This window comes from Streptomyces sp. NPDC048734 (assembly GCF_043198675.1).
Classification (GTDB): domain Bacteria; phylum Actinomycetota; class Actinomycetes; order Streptomycetales; family Streptomycetaceae; genus Streptomyces.
This window is the reverse complement of record NZ_JBICUZ010000001.1, coordinates 242,533-265,684: the sequence shown is the minus strand read 5'-3', so window position 1 is coordinate 265,684 and position 23,152 is coordinate 242,533. Positions and strand designations below refer to the sequence as shown.

General features: G+C 71.8%; 22 protein-coding genes. 17 read left to right on the top strand and 5 right to left on the bottom strand.

The window, feature by feature from the left end:
• Positions 1-61: 61 nt before the first annotated feature.
• The 3 genes from ACGFQC_RS01190 to ACGFQC_RS01180 all read left to right on the top strand — a co-directional run bounded on the left by ACGFQC_RS01190 (position 62) and on the right by ACGFQC_RS01180 (position 2,804).
• The gene (locus tag ACGFQC_RS01190) at positions 62-1,012 is read left to right on the top strand and encodes a ribokinase (RefSeq protein ID WP_363088387.1); all 951 of its coding nucleotides are present in this window, start codon (positions 62-64) and stop codon (positions 1,010-1,012) included.
• On the top strand, positions 1,009-1,398 hold the full coding sequence (gene rbsD, locus ACGFQC_RS01185) for a D-ribose pyranase (protein ID WP_363088388.1): 390 nt from the start codon (positions 1,009-1,011) through the stop codon (positions 1,396-1,398). Before ACGFQC_RS01190 ends, rbsD begins: the two co-directional genes overlap by 4 nt.
• Before the next feature lie 203 nt (positions 1,399-1,601).
• Positions 1,602-2,804, top strand: coding sequence for a hypothetical protein (locus ACGFQC_RS01180; protein WP_363088389.1), 1,203 nt, complete (start codon positions 1,602-1,604; stop codon positions 2,802-2,804).
• Between the two features lie 77 nt (positions 2,805-2,881).
• On the opposite strand, the gene ACGFQC_RS01175 is transcribed toward ACGFQC_RS01180, so the two are convergent.
• Positions 2,882-3,130 carry a winged helix-turn-helix domain-containing protein gene (locus ACGFQC_RS01175; RefSeq protein ID WP_363088390.1) on the bottom strand — a complete coding sequence of 83 codons (249 nt, stop codon included), beginning with the start codon at positions 3,128-3,130 and terminating at the stop codon, positions 2,882-2,884.
• A gap of 166 nt (positions 3,131-3,296) precedes the next feature.
• Between ACGFQC_RS01175 and ACGFQC_RS01170 the strand changes: the two genes are divergently transcribed.
• On the top strand, positions 3,297-3,524 hold the full coding sequence (locus ACGFQC_RS01170) for a hypothetical protein (protein ID WP_363088391.1): 228 nt from the start codon (positions 3,297-3,299) through the stop codon (positions 3,522-3,524).
• Complete coding sequence (locus ACGFQC_RS01165; protein ID WP_363088392.1) at positions 3,521-3,781, top strand: hypothetical protein; 261 nt, start codon at positions 3,521-3,523, stop codon at positions 3,779-3,781. The genes ACGFQC_RS01170 and ACGFQC_RS01165 overlap by 4 nt, the downstream gene beginning before the upstream one ends.
• Here the strand turns inward: ACGFQC_RS01165 and ACGFQC_RS01160 are convergent.
• Positions 3,756-4,082 (bottom strand): hypothetical protein, encoded by a 327-nt coding sequence (locus tag ACGFQC_RS01160; protein ID WP_363088393.1) that lies wholly within the window; start codon positions 4,080-4,082, stop codon positions 3,756-3,758. The two genes, ACGFQC_RS01165 and ACGFQC_RS01160, sit on opposite strands and share 26 nt — an antisense overlap.
• A 98-nt stretch (positions 4,083-4,180) precedes the next feature.
• Here ACGFQC_RS01160 and ACGFQC_RS01155 point away from each other — a divergent pair, with 98 nt between their 5' ends.
• From ACGFQC_RS01155 to ACGFQC_RS01110, 10 genes are all read left to right on the top strand, one after another.
• Complete coding sequence (locus tag ACGFQC_RS01155; protein ID WP_363088394.1) at positions 4,181-4,513, top strand: hypothetical protein; 333 nt, start codon at positions 4,181-4,183, stop codon at positions 4,511-4,513.
• Positions 4,514-4,559: 46 nt separating this feature from the next.
• Positions 4,560-4,871 carry a pore-forming ESAT-6 family protein gene (locus tag ACGFQC_RS01150; RefSeq protein ID WP_363088395.1) on the top strand — a complete coding sequence of 104 codons (312 nt, stop codon included), beginning with the start codon at positions 4,560-4,562 and terminating at the stop codon, positions 4,869-4,871.
• A 75-nt stretch (positions 4,872-4,946) separates the two neighbouring features.
• Positions 4,947-5,336 carry a DUF6507 family protein gene (locus ACGFQC_RS01145; RefSeq protein ID WP_363088396.1) on the top strand — a complete coding sequence of 130 codons (390 nt, stop codon included), beginning with the start codon at positions 4,947-4,949 and terminating at the stop codon, positions 5,334-5,336.
• Positions 5,333-7,633, top strand: a complete 2,301-nt coding sequence (locus tag ACGFQC_RS01140; protein WP_363088397.1) for a hypothetical protein — start codon at positions 5,333-5,335, stop codon at positions 7,631-7,633. Before ACGFQC_RS01145 ends, ACGFQC_RS01140 begins: the two co-directional genes overlap by 4 nt.
• 649 nt (positions 7,634-8,282) lie before the next feature.
• Positions 8,283-9,014 (top strand): immunity 49 family protein, encoded by a 732-nt coding sequence (locus ACGFQC_RS01135; RefSeq protein WP_363088398.1) that lies wholly within the window; start codon positions 8,283-8,285, stop codon positions 9,012-9,014.
• Between the two features lie 33 nt (positions 9,015-9,047).
• The gene (locus ACGFQC_RS01130; protein ID WP_363088399.1) at positions 9,048-9,311 is read left to right on the top strand and encodes a hypothetical protein; all 264 of its coding nucleotides are present in this window, start codon (positions 9,048-9,050) and stop codon (positions 9,309-9,311) included.
• 16 nt (positions 9,312-9,327) lie between these two features.
• On the top strand, positions 9,328-10,713 hold the full coding sequence (gene eccD / locus ACGFQC_RS01125; RefSeq protein WP_363088400.1) for a type VII secretion integral membrane protein EccD: 1,386 nt from the start codon (positions 9,328-9,330) through the stop codon (positions 10,711-10,713).
• A gap of 13 nt (positions 10,714-10,726) precedes the next feature.
• Positions 10,727-12,100 (top strand): hypothetical protein, encoded by a 1,374-nt coding sequence (locus ACGFQC_RS01120; RefSeq protein ID WP_363088401.1) that lies wholly within the window; start codon positions 10,727-10,729, stop codon positions 12,098-12,100.
• A gap of 76 nt (positions 12,101-12,176) precedes the next feature.
• The gene (gene eccCa, locus ACGFQC_RS01115) at positions 12,177-16,157 is read left to right on the top strand and encodes a type VII secretion protein EccCa (protein WP_363088402.1); all 3,981 of its coding nucleotides are present in this window, start codon (positions 12,177-12,179) and stop codon (positions 16,155-16,157) included.
• Positions 16,154-17,563, top strand: coding sequence for a DUF6177 family protein (locus ACGFQC_RS01110; protein ID WP_363088403.1), 1,410 nt, complete (start codon positions 16,154-16,156; stop codon positions 17,561-17,563). Before eccCa ends, ACGFQC_RS01110 begins: the two co-directional genes overlap by 4 nt.
• A gap of 66 nt (positions 17,564-17,629) precedes the next feature.
• On the opposite strand, the gene ACGFQC_RS01105 is transcribed toward ACGFQC_RS01110, so the two are convergent.
• The 3 genes from ACGFQC_RS01105 to ACGFQC_RS01095 are packed head-to-tail and all read right to left on the bottom strand — an operon-like array spanning position 17,630 to position 20,759.
• A complete protein-coding gene (locus ACGFQC_RS01105; protein WP_363088404.1) occupies positions 17,630-18,460 on the bottom strand; it encodes a sugar phosphate isomerase/epimerase family protein in 831 nt (276 codons plus the stop codon).
• Complete coding sequence (locus ACGFQC_RS01100) at positions 18,457-19,611, bottom strand: dihydrodipicolinate synthase family protein (RefSeq protein ID WP_363088405.1); 1,155 nt, start codon at positions 19,609-19,611, stop codon at positions 18,457-18,459. Before ACGFQC_RS01100 ends, ACGFQC_RS01105 begins: the two co-directional genes overlap by 4 nt.
• Complete coding sequence (locus ACGFQC_RS01095) at positions 19,608-20,759, bottom strand: Gfo/Idh/MocA family oxidoreductase (RefSeq protein WP_363088406.1); 1,152 nt, start codon at positions 20,757-20,759, stop codon at positions 19,608-19,610. The genes ACGFQC_RS01100 and ACGFQC_RS01095 overlap by 4 nt, the downstream gene beginning before the upstream one ends.
• A 326-nt stretch (positions 20,760-21,085) precedes the next feature.
• On the opposite strand from ACGFQC_RS01095, the gene ACGFQC_RS01090 reads away from it, so the two are divergent.
• Positions 21,086-22,132, top strand: a complete 1,047-nt coding sequence (locus ACGFQC_RS01090) for a LacI family DNA-binding transcriptional regulator (protein ID WP_363088407.1) — start codon at positions 21,086-21,088, stop codon at positions 22,130-22,132.
• 185 nt (positions 22,133-22,317) lie between these two features.
• Complete coding sequence (locus ACGFQC_RS01085) at positions 22,318-23,118, top strand: sugar phosphate isomerase/epimerase family protein (protein WP_363088408.1); 801 nt, start codon at positions 22,318-22,320, stop codon at positions 23,116-23,118.
• Positions 23,119-23,152: the final 34 nt, after the last annotated feature.

Sequence of the window (23,152 nt, the reverse complement as noted above, 5' to 3'; positions counted from 1 at the left end):
GGCGGGCGGTCGGAGGACCGCCCGCCTCGCGCCATGTACGCATGTACGTAGGGGAGTTCTCATGTACGACTACGACCTCCTGGTCGTGGGGTCGGCCAACGCCGACCTGGTGATCGGCGTCGACCGGCGCCCGGCGGCGGGCGAGACGGTCCTCGGCTCGGACCTCGCCGTCCACCCGGGCGGCAAGGGCGCCAACCAGGCGGTCGCGGCCGCCCGTCTCGGCGCCCGCACGGCGCTGCTGGCCCGGATCGGCGACGACGCCCACGGCCGGCTGCTGCTCGACTCGCAGCGGGCGGCCGGGGTGGACACCGTGGGTGTGCTGGTGGGCGGGGCGCCGACCGGCGTCGCGCTGATCACGGTGGACCCGTCGGGCGACAACAGCATCGTGGTGTCCCCGGGCGCGAACGGGCGTCTGACACCGCAGGACGTGCGTGCCGCGGCCGGCCTGTTCCACGCCTCCCGCGTGGTGTCGGCGCAGCTGGAGATCCCGCTGGAGACGGTCGTGGAGGTCGTACGGAACCTGGCACCGGGCAGCCGCTTCGTGCTGAACCCGTCGCCGCCGCGTCCGCTGCCCGCCGAGGTGCTGGCGGCCTGTGATCCGCTGATCGTCAACGAGCACGAGGCGAAGGTCATCCTCGGGGGGACGGAAGCGGGGACGGCGGCGGCCGGGGAGACGGCGGTGGCCGGGGAGGCGGTGGCCGACGACCGGCCCGAGGAGTGGGCGCGGGCGCTGCTCGCGAAGGGGCCGAAGTCGGTGGTCGTGACGCTGGGTTCGCAGGGCGCGCTGGTGGCGTCCGCGGAGGGCGTGGAGCGGGTGGCGGCGGTGGAGGTCGACGCCGTGGACACGACCGGGGCGGGCGACTCCTTCACGGCGGCGCTGGCGTGGAAGCTGGGCGCGGGGTCCTCGCTCGCGAAGGCCGCGGCGTACGCGGCGCGGGTGGGGGCGGTGGCCGTGACGCGGCGGGGCGCGCAGGAGTCGTTCCCCACGGCGGCGGAGGTCGATGCCCTGTGAGGAAGGCCGGAATCCTGAACCGCCATCTCGCGGGCGCGCTGGCCGAGTTGGGCCACGGGCACGGGGTGCTGGTGTGCGACGCGGGCATGCCGATCCCGCAGGGCCCGCGCGTCGTGGACCTCGCCTTCCGGGCGGGGATCCCCTCCTTCACGGAGGTGGTGGAGGGCCTGCTGGCCGAGCTGGTCGTGGAGGGCGCGACGGCGGCTTGCGAGGTACGGGAGGCGAACCCGGCAGCGGCCGGCCTGCTGGACGCGCACTTCCCCGACCTGGCCCTGGTCCCGCACGAGGAGCTGAAGAGGCTGTCGGCGGGGGCCCGCCTGGTGGTACGAACGGGCGAGGCCCGGCCGTACGCGAACGTGCTGCTGCGGTGCGGGGTGTTCTTCTGACCTGGTGAAGTGCCGGAACGCTTCGAGGGGCCCGGCCGGCCGGGCCCCTCTGTTTGATCTGACCGTCAGCACATGCAAGGCGCATCAAACGCACGCCTGAACAATCCACCTTTTGTGATGAAAACCGCAGGTCAGCCCTGCAATCCACACAAAAGTCCCCCATGCTGGCATGGTCCCCCACTCTCCTCACGAGGAGTACGACCATGTCCGAGACGACCGAGCCCAACGTCGGTACGTTCACCCTCGCCGACCCGCTGACGACCGCGCCCCCCAACCCGGTCGAGGTGCCGGAGCACGAGGAGTGGCAGCTGCCGAACGGCTTCGCCTGGGTCTTCCCCGGCGAGGGCAGCAGCGGTCTAGTCCGGCCCGTGATCATGGCCGACGGCTTCAACCTCGGCCGCAGCGAACTGGACAAGCTCTACCAGGGACTGGAAGGCGGCTACCGCTTCATCACCGAGCTGCGCCGGCGCGGCCGGGACGTGATCCTCCTCGGCTTCGAGGAGCGCAGCGCCTCCATCCTGGACAACGCCCAGGCGGCCCAGGCCGCCGTCATGCGGGCCGTCGCCGAGCAACAGGGTGACGCCCGCCTGGTCGTCGGCGGCTTCAGCATGGGCGGCATCGTCACCCGCTACGCGCTGGCCAAGATGGAGACGCAGCGGATGGACCACCGCACCGCGCTGTACTTCTCCTACGACAGCCCGCACCGCGGCGCCTCCATCCCCGTCGGGGTGCAGGCGTTCTCGTACTTCATCCCGTTCGCGAACGACTTCGCACGGCAGATGGACAGCCCGGCCGCGCGCCAGATGCTGTGGCGGCACTACGACAAGGACACCGGCAAGATCGGGGTCGCCCCGGAGCGCACGGAGTTCCTGGACGCCCTGAACCGGGTCGGGGGCTGGCCGCGGATCCCGCTGAAGATCGCCGTCGCCAACGGCCGCGCCGACGGGGTCGGCCTGCCCGACGTGCCGCCCGGCGAGGTCGCGCTGCGGATCGACAAGATCTACCCCGGCACCACCTTCTACACCCAGGACCAGGGCGCCGACGCGACGGCCGCCTACCTGAACCGGCGGTTCCCCAAGGCCGAGAAGACCGTCACGACCAGCGACTTCCCGGAGCTGGACGGCGCGCCGGGCGGCACGCTGCACACGTACGAGATCCTCGCCGAGACGATGCGCAAGCTCGGCGGCACGGTCGACCTGCGGCACGAGGAGGTCTGCTTCGTCCCGTCGGTGAGCGCGGTGGCCGTCCGCGACATCGAGACGCAGAAGGACCTGTACACGAACATCGACGACCTCGCGCCGGAGGAGAGCGAGCTGGACGACTACCTCTGCTCGTCCACGACCACCGCGCACACGGCCATCACCGAGGAACTCTGCACCTGGCTGATGGACCGTCTGCCCGACTGACCTGACACCTCGCGCCAAGCACCACCGGGGCCGCCCGTCCGCTCACATCCTGCGGAGGGCGGCTCCTTCACGCGGGTTCAGGCGGGCGGCAGGGGGTCGGAGACGAACGACCCTCGGGCGCGCACGGTCACGACGAGACCCCTGTCCCGCAGGATGTCCAGCGCGCGGCGGACCGTGCCCGGACCGACCTTGTGCTCGTGCGTCATGGTCAGTTCGCCCGGCAGCCGCGTGCCCGGCGGGTACTCACCGGAACGGATCTTCCGCTCGATGATCGCGGCGAGCTGTTCATAGACGTACTGCGGTGAATCAGGGCTGATCTTGTCCACCCGGTGACCGTATGCCGCTACCTTCCACCGCGCATTACTTAGTACTACTACCAACCACTACCTACTACTACCGTCTGCGCGGTACAGTCCCGAGGAACGAAAACGCCCCGGCGGGAAGGTGGAAGCTTCCGTGCCGGGGCTGAGCCGACTGACAAGGAGTCGACCTGTGCGCAGCCTACTGGCCGCGGTCCTGAGCCTCTTCCTGCCGCCTCGCGGAGCGCACCGCGCCCTCGCCCCGTTCCCCTTCCTCTCCGTCCCCGCCCAACGGCCGGCCCCCGCGCGTCGGCCGCGCCCGCGCCCCGCGGACGTGATCCTCGCCGACGGTCTGCCCCTGGTGCGGCCGTACCTCGCGGCCCTGGGCCAGGACCACTTCCCCGCGGAGGCCGCCGTATGAGCGCGCGGCGCTTCCGCAGCCTCGGCGTCGACCCCGCCACCGGCAGGGAAGCGTTCGTGGACGCGCGCCCCGGCGGTGTGCTGGAGGAACTGGCCGACACGCACGCCCTGAAGGCCGCCGCCGTCCTGGTGACGGTCGTCGGCGCCGTGCTGGAGGGAGGCAGGTCGTCGGACGTCGAACTCGCCGCCTTCGTACCCGCGCTCCACGCGGCGCTGGAGGAATGCGTGGGAATCATGGCGGCGGACAGGGGGCGGTGACGTAGCAGGGCCGCCGGGCCGTTCCGTCGCGGGGCGTGGTCCAGCGGAGCCCGGCCCTGAACGCGCCTGCGGGCGGGCGGCCCTGGGTGAACCGGTCGCGCTTCGCGTCGCGGACGACCTCGACCTCGACCTGACCCGCGGTGCTGTGCTCCGTCACCCAGCTCTCGAACGCCGGCACCAGGCTCCGGGCCACCGCCGGGCCGCTGTGCGCCAGCGCCGTGGCCCGCAGCAACGTCGTCTTGCCCGAGCCGTTGCGGCCCGCGAAGACCGTCCACCCTTGTTCCGACTGTGTCCGGATCACGTCACGGCACGATCAACCGCGTTGCGTCCGCAACGAATTGTGCGACAACATGCTCGAACAACTATGTGATGTATACGTGATGCACGGGGGTGACACACGTGAAGTTCGACATGGGGTCCACGACCCTGTCTGATCTGGGCAAGAGCACGGTCGGTTCGAGCACCGACCTGGGCACCCTGATCCGCATGCTCATCCAGGCGGCCGAGCCGCTGGAGGGCAAGTTCAACGGCTCCGGAAAGGTCGCCTTCGACTCCTTCAAGACGCGTGCGGACGAGATCACCGCCGCGCTGAACGAGTCGCTCGGCGCGATCCTCGAAGGCCAGGGCGGCATGGACACCGCGTTCGCCACCGGCGACACCGAGCAGCAGGACAACGCCAACAAGAACATGGGCGCCGCCAACTTCGACGCGGCCCGCTTCGGCGCGCGCTAGACCGCCGGCCAGGGCAGAAGCCGACAACCACAGGGGATTTGTGACGATGGGCCAGAATCTGGACCGCCGCTCCTACGACACCGGCGCGTCGAGCGAGGTGCAGGGCGGACTGCAGGGAATCGTCGGGCAGTTGGAGCGCGTGCTGGCCGACCGCGACAGCGCGGTGAAGGCCGCCATGGCCGACTTCCAGGCCGACGGGGTCTCCGAGGAGTACCACGGCAAGGAGCTGCGCTGGAACCGCGCGGCCAACGAGGTGCGCAGCATCATCCAGCTGGTGCGCACGACCCTCGAGGACAACGACGGGACGGCCCAGTCGACGATGGCGAAGGCGCGGGCGGCGGTCGACAACATCGGCTGACGCGGGCGCTGACGCTGACACGGACGCGTCGGCAGGACGACGGCATACTGCGGTACGGAATCACGGGGAATCCACATGACGGGGTGGGACATCTCGCCGTCGGGCGTGCAGCACGTCCTCATGGAGACGGCGAAGGCGGCCGAGGGCCTCTCGGACACCGGGAAGGCCCTGCAGGAGACCATGCCGAGCGCGGCGAAGTCCGCCGGCACCATCCAGCAGGGCGGCGTGGAGAAGAGCGGGGTGCAAGGGCCGGTCGCGGCGGCACTGGGCGAGTTCTTCACCGCCTACCAGGAGAAGCTGATGTACGTCGCGGTGCGCACGTCGAACTCCCTCAACGGGGCGGCCACCGCGACCAACGCGTACGTCAAGGGTGATCTGGACATGGCCGCGCAGGCCCAGACGAACGCGCTGAAGGAACCGAAGATCGACCTGCCCGGCGTGGACGGGCAGCAGGGGGGCCAGTGAGCGCGGACCTCATCGACCCGCAGAACATCCCGCAGTTCACCGGCGACCTGGAGCAACTGGGCACGGACTCCATGCTGCTGACGGCGGAGGCGCTCGTCTTCCGCCAGTCGGGGTCGGACGTGCACACCCGCTTCCAGGGGCTGTCGGCGTGCTACACCGCCCCGGAGGCGGACCAGCTGTTCGCCACGACGGCGCCGGTGGCGGCCAAGGCCGACGAGTTCGCCGACGATCTGGAGAAGGTGGCGGCGGCCCTCAGCTCGTACGAGACGGAGATCCAGCCGCTCGTGGCCAGGCTGAAGAGCCTCAAGCAGCGTGCGGAGACCTTCCGGCACCAGATCGCGGGGGACGACGACTGGCGCGAGGACGACGACAACGTCCAGCTCAACAACGACCTGGTGCACGACGTCAACGCCACCACGGCCGCCTTCTGGCAGGCCGAGATCACCTGCCACAACAAGATCACCGCACTGGTGGGCGGCTCGACGCTGATCCTGGAGGACGGCGCCGAGAAACGGCTGGTCAAGCGCGGCACCAGCACCTACGGCTTCACCGCCGACCTCCTGAACCAGTCCGAGGAACTGCCCTGGGGCAGGACCGTGGAGAAGGAGCGGCACGGGCTCGACTGGCTGGGCCACCAAGTGTGGGATTTCGGCAAGGGGTTCGTCGTCGACGGGGTGTGGGGCACGATCCGGGGCCTCGGCACCCTCGTCGGCGTCGACGGCTGGGACGCGGCGGGCGAGGCGTGGAAGGGGCTCGGCAAGCTCGCGACCGGCGTGCTCGTCACCGCGGTGCCCGTCGTCGGCGTCGCGTACTGGATGATGCCCGAGGACAAGCTGCCCTCCTACCTGCGCGACTCCCGCAACGCGGTCAAGGAGACGGGCAAGGCGCTGGTCGCCTGGGACGAGTGGGGCAAGAACCCGGCGCGGGCGGGCGGCGCGGTCACCTTCAACGTCCTGACGACGGTTTTCACCGGAGGCGCCGGAGCCGCGGCCAAGGGTGGCTCCGTGGCCCGCACGGTGGGTGCGCTCGGCAAGACGGCCCGGCTGGTCGACCCCATGACGTACCTCGGCAAGGCCGCCAGGTTCGGCACGGTCAAGGTCACCGACCTGTTCGCCGGCCTGCGGGGCGTGCACGCGGGCGCCTACGACGACCTCTTCTCCGGAGCGGGACGCGTCCAGCCGGACGGCAGCGTGGTCAGGGTCGCCGACGACATGCCGGTCATCCGCGACAACGTCGTGGAGTGGCCGGACGGAACCCGCCTGAACCTGGACGACGGCTCGGTCGTGCGCGCGGACGGGACGGCGGCGCCGGCGAAGGTGGAACTGTCGGCGGCGGACCGGGAGTTGCTGGAGCGGAGCCTGCCGCACCGAGGAACGGAGCCCGTCACTGTTGGCGGACGCGGTGACTCGGTGACATCCACTGAGGAAGGTGTCAGCCGACCCGCAGGAACCGCACACAGCAGTGCCGGGCAGGAACCGACCGCACATCACGGCAACAACCCCACGGCCTCTCAGGGAAGTGGGGCATCGAACAGCCAAGCGGTACACAACTCTTCATCGACTCACCATTCTGGAAGCTCTGGAGCCCAGACTCACGGTAGCGGCAACGCACATCACCAGGGCAATGGTGGATCGCTCCCCGGGCCTCATCCCGGAAGTGGATCGGGGACAGTACCTTCGACCGGATCGGGGCCGGAGTACATACAGCAGGCTCCACACAGGACGACTGGGGTTCACTCACAGTTGGACCCTCAAGCAGTCGACCAGCGCATCAACGAGCTTGACGACCGCCAGGGAGGGGAAGGACACGCACCCGGGCGCCATCTCTATCCGGATGATCAAGCACTCAGGGACCGTCTGGGTACCGTTGCTCTCGACTCCCATGGGCAGCCGAAGCTGACCGGCCCCAACTCTGAGTTCCCCGGGCTGTTGAAGTCGGAGAACAACGTCGATCCCCTGACCGGGACGACCGTGGACGGCGTGACCGGAAATGTGCACCGTGTGGGCCCTTTCGCCACACGATTCGACAATGCAGAGGACATGGTCACCGCAGACCAGTACTTCCGGGATCACATCGCCCGAACCGGGACACCCCCTACGGAGACTCCCATCGATCAGGTGCTGGGCCCCGACGCTCATGAACGCTTCACGGGTTACTATCGAAACCCTTCCAACACCAGCGAGTTCCTGCCCGTTGATTTCCAGGGCGGCACCATCAAGCCGATTTACAAATACATCAACAACAAGTGGGAGCTTACCACCATGTACGCCAACCCGGCACGCGGCCGCCATCCGTAAAGGAAGAAAATTGAACGAAGAATTGGAAACGTTCATCAGGACATACCTTCACCAAGATATGGCATACGATACGAGCGGATACCTTCGTCCGACATTGTTCGCCTTCAGGGATTCATACGTACACTCCGTAAAGCAGGGCTTTTCTGAAATCTTGCGGAATAAGGAAGTTACGGTCGGCGAGTACGAAGGACTGACCGACATTGAATTTTCAGATTCCAAGCAACTGTACGACTACCTGAGTTCAATTTACGCATACCTTTTCGAAGATCAACCGTCTCAACCCACTCCTCCCGAGTGAAACCTGAAACACTACAGGCGAGGCGGCCGAGAATTTTAAACGCAAGCATTGTCAACCAATACGGATGCCAAGATCGTCAACACCCTAGAAGGAGCTCAGGAAAGCGGAAAACTGCAGTACGTCCTGGTGAAGGCACAGGAGAACACGGGATCTTGTGCTGGTGCCGTGATGAAATACTTCAAGATCGGTTAGAGGTGCGATTCAGTGGTCATGAGTGTTCCGCGTCATGACTTCCGAACGGACAACGCGGCCGAGGACATGGCACCGCTCATTGAGGGGACACGCCGGGTTCTCGACCGACTGGAAAGGTCGGAGATGTCCCGCCACCGAGCGCTGAGTAGCACCCTGACCATGGCGAAGTGGCGCTGCCTGGCGGATCCCGAAGCAGCCAGACTTGAGACGTGGGAGGCTTGGGTCACCGCAATGCAGGTCGGCTGCACCCTGTTTGACTCTGCCACAGCCGCCGAGGGGCCCGTACCGTGCCGCATCGGAAGTGCGGGAGAGGTGAAGAACCTGCCTGCGACGGGGCCGACGCCTTACACGCATGCGGGGGCCTGGCTCACGTCGGTTTATTTGGCGACCATCTGCCGCGAGAACGATCGTCTCGACCGACTGATGCAGGTACCTGTTTCGTTTCTCCGTGCCTCTGTTCCCGAGGGTGCGGTTTTCGACGACTATGTCTACGACTGGGTGGAGACTCTCCAAAACTACTGGGCCGGTCGGGCAACGGAGATGTGGGACAATCTGGTATCAGCAATAAAAGGCACCGACCCCGAGCGGGAGGGCGTCACTGACAAGGAAATGATGCTGAAGGTTATCTATCCGCCGCTCGAACTCTTCCATCGCTTTCAACTGCGGGAGATTGAGCGGTTCAACAGTGTACTGGTTGATGCCGTCACTGGGCACAAGCAATACTGGGCCGGCGACGCGGCACGCGCCCTGAGCGGTGACGGCCTGGTGGCCCTCGCTCCCCTCGCGTTGGCCTGCATGGCTTACGACAACGAATTCCCGGTCGAGGTCGAATCCGAGTACTTGCCCAAGCATCTGCTCAAGCGCAGCTGGCTGGGCGAGTTCCCCACGTGAAACACGTGAGATACGCGAGACAGGTGACCTGACATGACCGCGCAGGACTACGACAGCCAGCTCCTCGAGTCCGTCTCCGTGCGGCGGCGGCGGTTGCGGGACGCGTTGGTGTTCGGGGCGCAGCGGCAGCGGCGGGCCGTGGACGAGCGGGTGGGGAAGGTGATCGCCGGGATGGTGGTCGCAGCCGTGCTGTGCGCCGGGTGTGTGGGGTGGTCGTTCGTGTCGCACCGGGTGATCGGGCAGAGCCCGTACTCCCCCGGCGTTTCCACGCCCTCCAGCGGCCCTACAAGCCGGTGATAGGTTCGCGAACGTGATGTCTACGGGGGCCTTGAGCAGGGAAACTGCCGGTGGGGCTGGGGTGTTGAGTCGGGTCACGCTCGTCGGTGAGCGGCGCCGCGTCGACCTCGTGCTTCCGGCTCGGGAGCCGGTCGGGCTGCTGCTGCCCGAGATCATGCGGGTGCTGGACGACCGGGTGGAGGGGCGACCCGCCTCGCGTCACCTCGTCACGGTGGACGGCTCCGCGCTCGATCACGACAGCACACTGGAGACGGCGGGCGTCCGCGACGGCGCCGTCCTGCGTCTCGTCCGTGCGGAGGACGCCCCGCCCGCCCCCGTCGTGCACGACGTCACCGACGAGGTGGCGGAGGACCTCGGCCACCGGGCAGGGGTGTGGGGGCCGGCCGCGCGGCGGGTCACGGCGGGGGTCGCGAGCGTGGTCTGGGTGGTCGTCGCCGCCCTGTTCGCGCGTGCGCAGTACGACCGGTCGGCCGTCGCGGGTGCACTGCTCGCCGCCGCCGGTACGGCCGCCGTCGCGGGTGCGGTCCTGGGGCGGATGCGTCGGCACGGGCTGGCCGCGACCCTCCTGTGTGCCGGTGGCGCGCTCGGTGTGCCGGGCGTGTGGAGCCTCGTCGACGGCCTCGGCGGGGCCTCGGCGGGCGCTCTGCGGCTCGCCGGGGTGGCCGCCGTGAGCGCGGTGGTCCTCGTCCTGCTCGGGCTGTTCACGCCGCTGGGGCGGGGCGGGGTCGTGGGGGCCGGCGCCGTGGCCCTGACCGCCGTCGGCTGGGAAGCCGTCGTCGCCGTGCAGTCCGGCGCCGGGACGGCGGAGCAACAGGCCCATGTCGGGGCCGTTCTCGGTGTCGTCTGCGTGGTGGTGCTCGGCGTACTGCCGCGGCTCGCGCTGATGGCGTCCGGGCTCTCGGGGCTCGACGACCGGCGGGCCGGCGGTGTTTCCGTCAGCCGCCACCAGGTGTCCGTCGCCCTGGCCGCCGCCCACCGCGGGCTGGTGCTCGCCACGGTCACCCTGGCCGGGTCGGCCGCCGTGGCCGCCGTACTGGCGCTGCGGGCTCCCTCCGTGTGGACGGTGCCGCTCGCCGCGGTCGTCGCGGTGGTGTTGGCTCTGCGGGCCCGGGCGTTTCCGCTGGTCGCCGAGGTGGTCGTGCTGCTGGCCGCCGCGGCGTGCGTCGCCGTACGGTTGCTGACGGTGTGGGCGGAGCGGTCCTCGGCCGCGGCAGCGCCGGCCGTCCTCGTCGTGCTGGCGGTCTTGCCGCTCGTCGTGCTCGCCGTACAGCCGGCCGAGCACGTACGGGTCCGGCTCCGGCGGGTCGGTGACCTGTTCGAGTCGGTGGGGGTCATGGCGCTGCTTCCGCTGCTCGTCGGCGTGTTCGGTGTGTACGGGCGACTGCTCGACACCTTCGCTTAGGGGGCGCGGCGGCATGACGCAGGAGCAGGGGGATCAGCGGCGGGAGCAGGCGTCCGGCGGTGGCGGCGACTGGCAGCGGGACGTGCTGAGGGAGCTGGGCGCCGCCGCGGGAAGCGGTGGCCCGGGTGCGGATGCCGGTACGGGCGCCGGCCGGGCCACGGCCCCGGCCCGGTCCGGTGAGCCCTCGCTGCGGCTCGTGCACCCCGCACCCGTGCGGCCCGCGGTAGCAGAAGCGGGGGCGGGTACAGGCGGTGACGCGTCCGGCCCGCACGTCCCCGGCCTGGTGGCGCCGCCCACAACTGTCCCGCCGCCCGCGCCCGGCACCCCGGGCGGCCCCGTGTCCCCGGCCCTCATGTCCGGTGCCCGTCCCGCCGAGGAACCGGCTCCGGAACGGCCCGCGACGCCCACCGCCCCAGCGCCAGCCCCCGCACCCACCCCCGCCCACGGCTCCCGCCCCCCGGCGTCCCCCGCCCCCGAGTCCTCCCCCACCCTCGACCCCCGCCTCCTCCTCGCTCTCGGACGCCCCCTGCACGGCGAGTCCGTGACCCGGCGTACGGGACGAGCCCTGCGCAAGCTCACCTCGTCCGTGGCGCAGGACGTCGCCGAACAGACGCGGATCGCGCGGGAGTTGCAGCAGCCCGTCACCACGGGCCGGGTGGTGGCCGTCACCTCCATCCGTGGCGGCGTCGGCAAGTCCACCGTCTCCGCGTTGCTCGGGCGCACCCTCAACCACTACCGGCACGACCCGGTGCTGACGCTGGAGGCGGATGCCGCGCTGGGCACCCTGCCGGTGCGCATGGGTGCGGAGGCGGTGCGCTGGACGTGCGCCGATCTCGCGTCGATCCTCCACCCGTCCATGCAACTGACCGACGTGACCGGGTATTTGGTGCCGGTGACGGACGGTGGCTGGCTGCTGCCCGCGAGCCGCGGACAGGTCGGTGCACCGCTCGACATGACGTCGTACCGCAAGGTGACGCTGGCACTGCGCCGGTACTTCGCGGTGACCGTCGTCGACTGCGAGACACTCCCCGGCGAGGTGGCCCGTACGGCGATGGACACCTCGCACGCCCGGGTGGTGGTCGCGCCCACCACCGCGGAGGGCGTGGGCGCGACCCGCCAGGTGCTGGACTGGCTGGCGCGGTTGCCGCACTCGGCCCTGGCCACGACGGTGGTGGCGCTGGTCGCCGGCACCCCCGACACCGTGCTCGACGACAAGACGGCCGCCGGTCATCTCAAAGAGCCGGGCGTCACCGTCGTCACCGTGCCGTACGACCGTCATCTGGCCGGCGGTGGCCCCATCCGCACCGACCTCCTGGCGCACGCCACGCAGCAGGCCGTCCTGCGGCTGGCCGCCGAGGTGATGGGGCGCGCGGTGAGGGTGCGATGAGCACCCGGCCGGCTCGCCCTCCGCTGTGCCCGCCCCTTCCCTCCCTCGTCACGACCCGCTCCGGAGAAGTCCGCCCGTGACCCTGCGCATCGTCCACCGGCCCGCCCGCAGCACCCGCCCCCCGGAACCCGCCCGGCCCCGTACGGTCGAGGCCCCGCCCAACCTTCCGGAAGGGAAGATCGGCAACGCGGCCACCGCGCTGCTGCCGATGGCCGGCGTCATGGGTTCCGTGATCATGATGACCGTGGTCCGCAACAGCCGGTTCGCTGTGCTGGGCGCGGTCGTGCTGGTCTTCGCCCTGCTGGGGGCGGTGGCGCTGTTCCTGTCGCAGCGCGGCAAGGCGCAGCGCACCCGGCGCACGCAGCGCGAGCGTTATCTGGAGTACCTGGAGGAGTTGCGGGAGGAGCTGGGGGCCGCCGAGCGCCGGCTGCGGGACGCGGAGCGGGAGCTGAACCCGTCGCCGGAGGCGCTGTACGACCTGGTGCGCGACCCCGCCCGGTTGTGGGAACGGCGGCGTCAGGACGCCGACTTCCTGCGGGTGCGGGTCGGCCTCGGTGACGTGCCGGTCCAGGAGCCGGTGATCCAGCAGAGCGGCGCCGGCGGGGTGCTGACGCCGCCGGATCCGTTCATGCTCAACGAGGCGCGTGCCCTGCAACGCCGGTTCGCGACGGCCGCCGACGTGCCGTTGACGGTGCCGCTGGACCGCGCCGGGAACGTCAGCGTCGTCGGCGACCGGGAAGGTGTCCTGCGGGTCGCGCGGGCGCTGCTGGTGCAGACGGCGGTGACGCACGCACCCGACGACGTGGCACTCGCCCTGGCCGTGCCCGGCGAGCGGCTGGCCGGGTGGGAGTGGGCCAAGTGGCTGCCCCACGTGCTGGATCCGCAGGCGCACGACGGTCCGGTGGCCGCCCGCCGTATCGCGCCCGATGTGCGGCAGCTGGCCGAAGGGCTCCGGCACGAACTGGGCCGGCGGTCCGCGTACGCGGCGGAGGTGCGGCGCGGTCTGGCCGACCGGAGCGCGCTGCGGCTGGCGGGCCGGCTGCTGGTGGTCGTCGACGCGCACGGCGAGCCGGCCGCCGAACTCCCCCGCCCGGACTCGGCGGTCGGGCTCACGGACATGGGGATCACCGTGCTGCACCTCCTCGAGGAACAGGTCCATGAGCCGGACGAGGTGAGCGTCCGCATCACCGTCCACGGCGAGCGGGTAACCGTCGAGAACCTGCACGGTTCCGCCGCCGAGGGCACCGTCGACCCGGTCACCGCGGCCGGGGCGGAGGGTGTCGCCCGGCTGCTGGCGCCGCTGCGGCTGTCGCCGGAGTCCGTCGCCGAGGGCAGCCCCGTCACCGGGCCGGTCGACTTCCCCGCGCTCCTCGGCATCGCCGACCCCGCCGACCTCGATCTGCCGACCCTGTGGCAGCCCCGCAGTGAGCGCGACTTCCTGCGCGTGCCCATCGGACTGACGGACCGTCACGAGCCGGTGCTGCTGGACCTGAAGGAGTCCTCCCAGCTCGGCATGGGTCCGCACGGGCTGTGCGTGGGCGCGACCGGTTCGGGCAAGAGCGAGCTGCTGCGCACCCTCGTCCTCGCCCTGGCCGCCACCCACTCCCCCGAGGACCTGGCGCTCGTCCTCGTCGACTACAAGGGCGGCGCCACGTTCGCCCCCTTCGCCGGACTCCCGCACACCGCGGGGATGATCACCAACCTGGAGAACCAGGCCGGGCTCGTCGAACGCGTCCACACCAGCCTCGCCGGTGAGGTCAAGCGCCGCCAGCAGGTCCTGAAGGACGCAGGCGACATCGCCGACATCGGTCACTACGCCGTGCTGCGCGCGACGGAGAGGCCCGACCTCGAACCGCTCCCGCACCTGTTCGTCGTCATCGACGAGTTCGGCGAACTCCTGACCGCGAAACCCGACTTCATCGACCTGTTCCTGTCCATCGGACGCATCGGCCGCTCCATCGGCGTCCACCTGCTGCTGTCCAGCCAGCGCATCGAGGGCGGCAGGCTCAAGGGCCTGGACACCTACCTGTCGTACCGGCTGGGCCTGCGGACCTTCTCCGCCGACGAGTCCCGCACGGTCCTCGACACCACCGACGCCTTCCATCTGCCGCCCCTGCCGGGATTCGGCTACCTCAAGGTCGACACCTCCACCTACGAGCGGTTCAAGGCCGGGTACGTCTCCGGCGCCCACCGCGGCCCGGCGATGCGCGAGCAGCGGGACGAGGAGCCGCTCGTCCTGCCCTACCCGGCGTACAACACCGCGGGGCGGACCGGGGCGCCGGAGGAGAAACCCGCCGCCACCCGGCGGGAGACCGGCCCGACCGTCCTGTCCCTCATGGTCGGCCGGCTCACCGGCGCCGCCCCCGCCGTGCGCCGTATCTGGCTTCCCCCGCTGCCGGACGCCGTCACCCTGGACGCGGCCGCCGGACCGGTCCGGGTCTCCGAGCGCGGTCTGCACCTGGCGCGCGCCACGGGCGGGATGCGGGTGCCGCTCGGCGTGCTCGACGACCCGGCCCGGCAGTGGCAGGGCCGGTGGGTGCTGGACCTGACCACGGCCGGCGGTCACGTGGCTGTGATCGGCGGCCCCCAGTCCGGCAAGACCACGCTGCTGCGGACCCTCGTGCTGTCCCTGGCGACCACCCACACACCTCAGGACGTCGCCGTGTACGGTCTGGACCTGGTCGGCGGCGGCCTGTCGGCGCTGGCCGCCCTGCCGCACGTCGGCGGGGTCGCCGGGCGGGCCGACCGCGAGCGCGCGGCCCGTACGGTCGCCGAGGTGCGCGCCATGCTCGCCGAGCGCGAGACGGTCTTCCGCGAGCACGGCATCGACTCCGTCGACCAGCTCCGCCGGCTCCGCGCCCAGGGCCGGCTGCCGCAGCTCGGCTCCACCGATGTCGTCCTCGTGGTCGACGGTTTCGGCGCGCTGCGCGACGACTTCGCCGACCTCGACGAGCCGGTCGCCGACCTGCTGAAGCGGGGCGGCGGCTACGGCATCCACGTGGTGGCGGGCATGCTGCGCTGGAACGACGTCCGCATCGCCACCCAGTCGCTCTTCGGCACCCGTGTCGAGCTGCGCCTGAACGACCCCGCCGACTCCTCCGTCGACCGCAAGCTCTCCGAGACCCTCTCGCCGGACGTGCCCGGCCGGGTGCTCACCGACGGCAAGCTGTTCGCGCAGGCCGCACTGCCCCGCATCGACGGCTCGCCCACGACCGGTGATCTGGGCCCGGCCCTGGACGAGGCGGCCCGGACCGTCCGCGCCACCTGGCACGGGGAGCCCGCCGCCCCGGTGCGGGTGCTGCCGGCCCGGCTGCCGGTGACCCGGCTGCCCTCACCGGCCGCCGAACCGCGGCGGATACCGGTCGGCCTCGACCAGGACGCCCTCGCCCCCGTGCTGCTCGACCTCTTCGGCGGCGACCAGCACCTGCTGGTCCTCGGCGACAACGAGTGCGGCAAGACGAACCTGCTGAAGCTGATCGTCGCCGGGCTCGTCGAGCGGTACTCCGACGAGGAGCTGGTCTTCGGTGTCTTCGATCCGCGCCGCGGCCTGCGCGGCGCGGTCCCGGAGCCGTACCGGGGCGGCTACGCCCACAACGCCACGCTCGCCGCCGCCCTCGCCACGGGCATCGCCGCCGAACTGCGGAAGCGGCTGCCGGAGACGGCCGACCCGGACGCGCCCGAGACCGGCGAACCGGCCTTCCGGGGCCCGCGGATCGTCATCCTCGTCGATGACTACGACATCCTCACCACCGCCGGACAGCAGCCCCTCGCGGCCTTCCTGCCGTACGTCTCCTGCGCGCAGGACATCGGCCTGCACTTCGTCCTGGCGCGCCGCACCGCGGGGGCCTCCCGCGCACTGTACGAGCCGCTCCTGACCACCCTGCGCGAGACGGGCACCACCGCCCTGGTGATGACCGGCGACCGCACCGAGGGGCAGCTCTTCCCCGGCCTGTACGCCTCCCGGCAGCCGCCCGGCCGCGGCACCCTGGTCCGCCGCGGCCGGCGCCACCAGCTCGTCCAGACCGCGCTGACCGAAGCCGAAGAGGGAGAGTCGTGACCAAGGACGTCATCGCCCTCACCCCGAAGATGCCGGACACCTGGGCCCTGCTGGCCGGCCTGTACGCGGGCGGACCCGAGGCAGGCGTGACCGCCGGGTCCGAGGGCGCCGTGCTGCGCCTGTGCGCCCGGGACGGCAGGCCCCTCGTGTCCGTGGAGGCGCCGCTGCTGGTCCAGGTTCCCGGGGAGGCCGAACGGCTGCTCGGGCGGGACGTGCCCGTGCCGTTCTGGTGGACCGAGGTCCGGGCCTCCGGGGCCGTGCCCGGGGCCGAGCGGCTGGCGGGGTCGGTGTGCGGGCGCCTCGCCCTGCTGCTGGGCGGCACCACCTGGCCCGAGCCGGCCGCGAACACCGAGGTCGTGGACGTGAGCGCCGCGGTCGCACCGGACGACGGGCAGCCGGTCGTGGACGTCCTCACCGGGAGCACGGCCGTCGTCCTGGCCGACCGGCCCGTCCTGCCCCTGACCACCTGGTTCTCCGAGGTGCTGCGAAGCACCGCGGAATCGGGCCGTGCCCTGCAGATCGTCACCCCGCCGCACGTCCGGCTCAGCGCCCCGGCCCGCGCCACCCTCCTCCAGGTGCCCAACCGCTGGGTCGTCCAGGACCCGGCACAGGGCTACTACGACGGGCTGTCCGGGGCGGTGCTGCGCTGGCGGGACGGGACGTTCGCGCCCGCGCTCGGGCCGGACGGGACGGCCTCGGTCGCCGAGGCGTTCGGCCGGACGTCGCCATCACGTGACCGGCAGCTCGTCGTGGCGTTCCGTACGACGCTTCCCGCGGACGAGGACGTCGTCCTGGGCGAAGGGCTCGAGACGGCCTGGCGTGCGCTCACCGGATCGGCACCGGCCGGCTGGGGCACCGCGGAACCCGTCAACCTGCCCTGGTCACCGCGCCGGCTGACCGATCTGGCCCGCGACCGGGCCCCCGAGCCGACCCATCTGATCGTGGCAGGGCACCCCGACCGGCCCGCGCTGGCGTGGATCCGGGTCACGCGGACGACCGCCGGGGTCGAGCAGGACGTGACACTCACCCTCGGGTACGGGGAGGGCGAGGCACCGCCTCTGGAGGCGATCGCGCCCCTCGCCGGGACCCTCGTCGTGGAGCACGGGCTGACGACGATGCTGACCTCGGTGCGGCGGGCCTCCCGCGACCTCGTCACCGCACCCGTGCTCCAGGCACCGGCCGTCCCGGTCGCCTTCACCCTGGGTGCGCGGGACGTGCGGGGCATCGGGCTCACCCACGCCCGCCGCCCGCCCGTCGAGGTACGACCCCTCGTCCTGGGGCCGGCCTCCGAACCGGCCCTGCACTACCCACTGGGGGACGGGTCGGACGCCGGTGCCCTTGTCGAGCTGCAGCGCCTGGCGGCGCATCTGCGGGCCGGGGCGCCGGGTGCGGGAGTGGAGGCCTGACGGCCTCCACCCCGTGCCCGCGGCACCGGGGCCCGTGCGCGGGTCCCGGGCCGTGGCCGTCGTGCGCTACGCCGTGTGCTCGGCGAACCGCCGCGCCGTCTCCGCCAGCACCTCCCGTCCGTCCCGCGCCCACAGCGCGTCGTTGAAGAGTTCCACCTCGATCGCGCCGGTGTAGCCGGCCGCCTCCACGTATCCCTGCCACTCGCGCATGTCGATCGCGCCGTCGCCGATCTGGGCGCGGCCGTTGAGGACGCCCTCGGGCAACGGGGTGGTCCAGTCGGCCAGTTGGAAGGTGTGGATGCGGCCGGACGCGCCGGCCCGGGCGATCTCGGCGGGGGCCCGGTCGTCCCACCAGATGTGGTAGGTGTCGACCGTGACGCCCACCTGGTGGGCGGGGAAGCGTTCCGCGATGTCCAGGGCCTGGGTGAGCGTCGAGACGACGCAGCGGTCGGAGGCGTACATGGGGTGGAGGGGCTCGATGGCCAGTCTCACCCCGTGGTCCTCGGCGTAGGGGCCGAGTTCCGCCAGCGCGTCCGCGATGCGTTCCCGGGCGCCGTGCAGGTCCTTGGACCCGGGCGGGAGGCCGCCCGAGACCAGGACCAGCACCTCGGTGCCCAGGGTGGCCGCCTCGTCGATGGCCCGGCGGTTGTCGGCCAGGGCCGCCGTGCGCTCGTCCGGGTCGACGGCCGTGAAGAAGCCGCCGCGGCACAGCGTCGTCACCGTCAGGCCGGCGTCGCGGACCAGCTTGGCCGTCTCCTCGACGCCGTACGCCTGGACCGGCTCGCGCCACAGGCCGACGTTGCCGACGCCCAGGTCGGCGCAGGCCGCCACCAGTTCGGGCAGCGACAGCTGCTTCACGGTCATCTGGTTGATGCTGAAGCGCTCGAGTCCGGTCACTGGGTCACCCCGTACAGGGCGAGCAGGTTCTTCATCCGCTCCTCGGCCAGCTTCGGGTCGGGGAACAGGCCCAGACCGTCGGCGAGTTCGTAGGCGCGGGCGAAGTGGGGCAGGGAGCGGGCGGACTGGAGGCCGCCGACCATCGTGAAGTGCGACTGGTGGCCGGCCAGCCAGGCCAGGAGGACCACGCCCGTCTTGTAGAAGCGGGTCGGGGTCTGGAAGAGGTGGCGGGAGAGGTCGACCGTGGGGTCCAGCAGGGAGCGGAAACCGGTCACGTCGCCGGTGTCCAGGACGCGGACCGCCTCCGCGGCCAGGGGTCCCAGCGGGTCGAAGATGCCGAGCAGGGCGTGGCTGAAGCCCTGCTCGTCGCCCGCGATCAGCTCGGGGTAGTTGAAGTCGTCGCCGGTGTAGCAGCGGACGCCGTCCGGCAGGCGGCGGCGCAGGTCGACCTCGCGCCGGGCGTCCAGCAGGGAGACCTTGATGCCGTCCACCTTGTCCGGGTGGGCGGCGATGACCTGGAGGAACACCTCCGTCGCCGCGTCCAGGTCCGACGAGCCCCAGTAGCCCTCCAGCGCCGGGTCGAACATCGGGCCCAGCCAGTGCAGGATCACCGGTTCGGCGGACTGGCGCAGGAGGTGGCCGTAGACGTCGAGGTAGTCCTCGGGGCCGTCGGCGGCCGTGGCCAGGGCGCGGGACGCCATCAGGATGGCCTGGGCGCCACTGGCCTCGACGAGGGCGAGCTGCTCCTCGTAGGCCGCGCGGACCTCGGCCAGGGACGCCGGGCCGGTGAGCTGGTCGGTGCCGACACCGCAGGCGATCAGGCCGCCGACCGCCTTGGCCTCGGCGGCGGAGCGGCGGATCAGCTCGGCCGCGCCCGCCCAGTCCAGGCCCATGCCGCGCTGGGCGGTGTCCATCGCCTCGGCGACGCCGAGCCCGTGGGACCACAGGTGGCGGCGGAAGGCGAGGGTGGCGTCCCAGTCGACGGCCGCGGGGGAGTCGGGGGACACGTCGGCGTACGGGTCGGCGACGACGTGCGCCGCGGAGAAGACCGTACGGGAGGTGAAGGCGCTGCCGGTGGTGACGGCGAGGGGTTCCGTGCGGGGCTCGTAGGTCCGCAGGGTCCCCCCGGAGTCCGGGAGTCGGATGGTCACAGCGCGATCTCCGGGACATCGAGGCGGCGGCCCTCGGCGGAGGACCTCAGGCCCAGCTCGGCGAGCTGGACGCCGCGGGCGCCGGCCAGGAGGTCCCAGTGGTAGGGGGCGTCGGCGTAGACGTGCTTGAGGAACAGCTCCCACTGGGCCTTGAACCCGTTGTCGAAGTCGCCGTTGTCGGGGACCTCCTGCCACTGGTCGCGGAAGACCTCGGTGGCCGGGATGTCGGGGTTCCAGACCGGCTTGGGGGTGGCGGAGCGGTGCTGGACGCGGCAGTTGCGCAGGCCGGCGACGGCCGAGCCCTCGGTGCCGTCGACCTGGAACTCCACCAGTTCGTCGCGGTTGACGCGGACCGTCCAGGAGGAGTTGATCTGGGCGATGGCGCCGCCGTCGAGTTCGAAGATGCCGTAGGCGGCGTCGTCGGCCGTCGCGTCGTAGGGCTTGCCGTTCTCGTCCCAGCGCTGCGGGACGTGGGTGGTGGCGATGGCCTGGACGGACTTCACGCGGCCGAACAGCTCGTGCAGGACGTACTCCCAGTGCGGGAACATGTCGACGACGATGCCGCCGCCGTCCTCGGCGCGGTAGTTCCACGAGGGGCGCTGGGCGTCCTGCCAGTCCCCCTCGAAGACCCAGTAGCCGAACTCGCCGCGCACGGACAGGATCCGGCCGAAGAAGCCGCCGTCGATCAGGCGCTTCAGCTTCAGCAGGCCCGGCAGGAACAGCTTGTCCTGGACGACGCCGTGCTTGATGCCCGCGGCGGTGGCCAGCCGGGCGAGTTCGAGGGCGCCGTCGAGGCCGGTGGCCGTCGGCTTCTCGGTGTAGACGTGCTTGCCGGCCGCGATCGCCTTGCGGATCGCCTCCTCGCGCGCGGAGGTGACCTGGGCGTCGAAGTAGATGTCGACGGTCGGGTCGGCGAGGACCTCGTCGAGGTCCGTCGAGACGTGCTCCAGGCCGTGCTTCTCGGCAAGCGCGTTCAGTACGTGCTCCCGGCGTCCGACCAGGATCGGCTCCGGCCACAGCACGGTGCCGTCGCCGAGGTCGAGGCCGCCCTGCTCGCGCAGGGCCAGGATGGAGCGGACCAGGTGCTGGCGGTAACCCATGCGCCCGGTCACGCCGTTCATGGCGATACGCACCGTCTTGCGTGTCACGTCGGTCCCTTCTTAGGCGTTGTACGCGGCGTCGTGCGCGGCGGTGCCCGCAGCGTCGCGCGCGTCTCGTACGCGGGTGTGCGCGCCGCGTACGCCTTGGCACTGATCAGCGTCACAGCAAGCGCTTTCTATACGAGAAGAAGCTAGCCTCTGACCGGTGGTCCGGACAAGACCGTGTCCGTCCCGAGTTGTTCGAGGGGGCGAACAACTCGGGCGCAGGGCCGTAAGGTCTGCTCGACACGCCCGGAACCAGGCACGCGAGTCCGCTGTCTAGCAGGGCGAACGACGACGACGTACGACGAGATGCGTGACCGGAGGACGACGAGATGACGGTGACCCTGGCGGACGTGGCGGCCCGCGCGCAGGTCTCGCCCGCGACGGTGTCGCGCGTACTGAACGGGAACTACCCCGTGGCCGCGTCGACCCGGGAGCGGGTCCTGCGGGCCGTGGACGAGCTGGACTACGTGCTCAACGGTCCCGCGAGCGCGCTCGCCGCGGCCACCTCCGACCTGGTGGGCATCCTGGTCAACGACATCGCCGACCCCTTCTTCGGCATCATGGCGAGCGCGATCCAGGGCGAGATCGGCGGGCCCGGCGGGCGCGCCGGCGGCGAGCGGCTCGCGGTGGTCTGCAACACCGGGGGCACGCCCGAGCGCGAGCTGACCTACCTGACGCTGCTGCAGCGGCAGCGGGCCGCGGCCGTCGTACTGACCGGCGGGGCCATGGAGAACGTGCCGCACGCCGACGCGGTGGCGGCGAAGCTGCGCAGGCTGACCGGGGCGGGCACCCGGGTCGTGCTGTGCGGGCGGCCGCCCGCGCCCGACACCGGGGCGATCGCGCTCACCTTCGACAACCGCGGCGGCGGCCGGGAACTCACCGAGCACCTCATCGGGCTCGGGCACCGGCGGCTCGGCTACATCGCGGGCCCGGAGGAGCGCACCACCACCCGGCACCGGCTGGAGGGCCACCGGGCGGCGCTGGCCGCGGCCGGCATCGAGGAGGACCCCCGCTGGACGGTCCACGGCCGCTACGACCGGCGCGCGGGCTACGAGGCCACGCTGGAGCTGCTGCGGCGGGACCCGGAGCTGACCGCCGTGGTCGCGGCGAACGACTCCGTCGCGCTCGGCGCGTGCGCGGCCCTGCGGGAGTCCGGCCTGCGCATCCCGGAGGACGTGTCCGTGGCCGGCTTCGACGACCTGCCCTTCAGCGTCGACGCGGTACCCGCGCTCACGACGGTGCGGCTGCCGCTGGCCGAGGCGGGGGCGCGGGCGGGCCGGATCGCCATGGGGCGGGAGGAGCCGCCGCCCGGGGGGATCGCCATGGTGCGGGGGGAGTTGATGGTGCGGGGGTCCTCGGGAGTACCGCGGGGCTGAGGGACGGGGCCGAGCGGGCTGGAGAGGGGCGGATGGCGCGGACGGGGTGGATGGGGCGGAGGAGGGCGGACGGGCGAGAAGGGCGGAGCGGTGAAAATGAGGCCGCGAGGCCGTGGGAGTGAGGCCGCGAGGGCCCGGAACGCAGCGGTCGTAGCCGGGGCTGTTCGCGAGTAGGGTCCGAGGGTATGAAGCTCGCCTTCTCCACCCTCGGAGTGCCCGGTCTTCCGATCCCCGACGTGCTGCGGCTCGCGACCACGCACGGATACCACGGTGTCGAGCTGCGCGCCCATCCCGAGGAGCCCGTGCATCCGGGCCTCGGCCCGGCCGAACGGACCGGTGTGGCCGACGGGTTCAAGGCGGCCGGGGTAGAGGTGCTCGGGGTCGCGGGGTACGCGCGCGTGGCCGCTCCGGGGGACGACGGGCCGGTGCTCGACGAGATCCGCGCGCTCGTCGCACTCGCCCGCGACCTCGGCGCCCCCTACGTCCGGGTGTTCCCCGGCGGCGCCGACGGGCAGGACCCGGCCGAGGCGGACGCCGTCGCCGCCGGGCGGCTGGGCACCGCCGCCGAGTACGCCGCCGACCTGGGCGTACGCATCCTGCTGGAGACGCACGACTCGCACCGCACCGGCGCCGCCGCGACGCGTGTCCTCGGCCTGGTCGGGCACCGGCAGGTGGGCGCGCTGTGGGACGTGATGCACACCTGGCTGGGCGGCGAGCAGCCGCAGGACACCTACGCCGCGCTCTCGCCGTATCTCGGATACGTGCAGGTCAAGGACATCGCCTCCGCCGAGGACACCACCCCGGTGGCGCTGGGCGCGGGCGTGCTGCCCCTAGCCGAGTGCGTGGAGGTCCTGTCCCGGCACGGGTGGGACGGCTGGCTGTGCTGGGAGTACGAGAAGCGGTGGTACGACGCCGCCGAGCCGCTGGCCGGGCTGCTGGACGCGGGCCGGGAGCACCTGGGGCGGCTGCTCAACGAGTCGGCGTGAGGGTCGCGGACGGATGGCGGGAGGGGGGACCTCC

Coding starts and splice junctions, on each gene's coding strand:
- ACGFQC_RS01145 (WP_363088396.1), top strand. CDS start 4,947: ATGACGGGGTGGGACATCTCGCCGTCGGGCGTGCAGCACGTCCTCATG.
- ACGFQC_RS01120 (WP_363088401.1), top strand. CDS start 10,727: ATGACGCAGGAGCAGGGGGATCAGCGGCGGGAGCAGGCGTCCGGCGGT.
- ACGFQC_RS01090 (WP_363088407.1), top strand. CDS start 21,086: ATGACGGTGACCCTGGCGGACGTGGCGGCCCGCGCGCAGGTCTCGCCC.
- ACGFQC_RS01130 (WP_363088399.1), top strand. CDS start 9,048: ATGACCGCGCAGGACTACGACAGCCAGCTCCTCGAGTCCGTCTCCGTG.
- ACGFQC_RS01085 (WP_363088408.1), top strand. CDS start 22,318: ATGAAGCTCGCCTTCTCCACCCTCGGAGTGCCCGGTCTTCCGATCCCC.
- ACGFQC_RS01165 (WP_363088392.1), top strand. CDS start 3,521: ATGAGCGCGCGGCGCTTCCGCAGCCTCGGCGTCGACCCCGCCACCGGC.
- eccD (WP_363088400.1), top strand. CDS start 9,328: ATGTCTACGGGGGCCTTGAGCAGGGAAACTGCCGGTGGGGCTGGGGTG.
- ACGFQC_RS01180 (WP_363088389.1), top strand. CDS start 1,602: ATGTCCGAGACGACCGAGCCCAACGTCGGTACGTTCACCCTCGCCGAC.
- ACGFQC_RS01190 (WP_363088387.1), top strand. CDS start 62: ATGTACGACTACGACCTCCTGGTCGTGGGGTCGGCCAACGCCGACCTG.
- ACGFQC_RS01150 (WP_363088395.1), top strand. CDS start 4,560: ATGGGCCAGAATCTGGACCGCCGCTCCTACGACACCGGCGCGTCGAGC.
- ACGFQC_RS01135 (WP_363088398.1), top strand. CDS start 8,283: ATGGCGAAGTGGCGCTGCCTGGCGGATCCCGAAGCAGCCAGACTTGAG.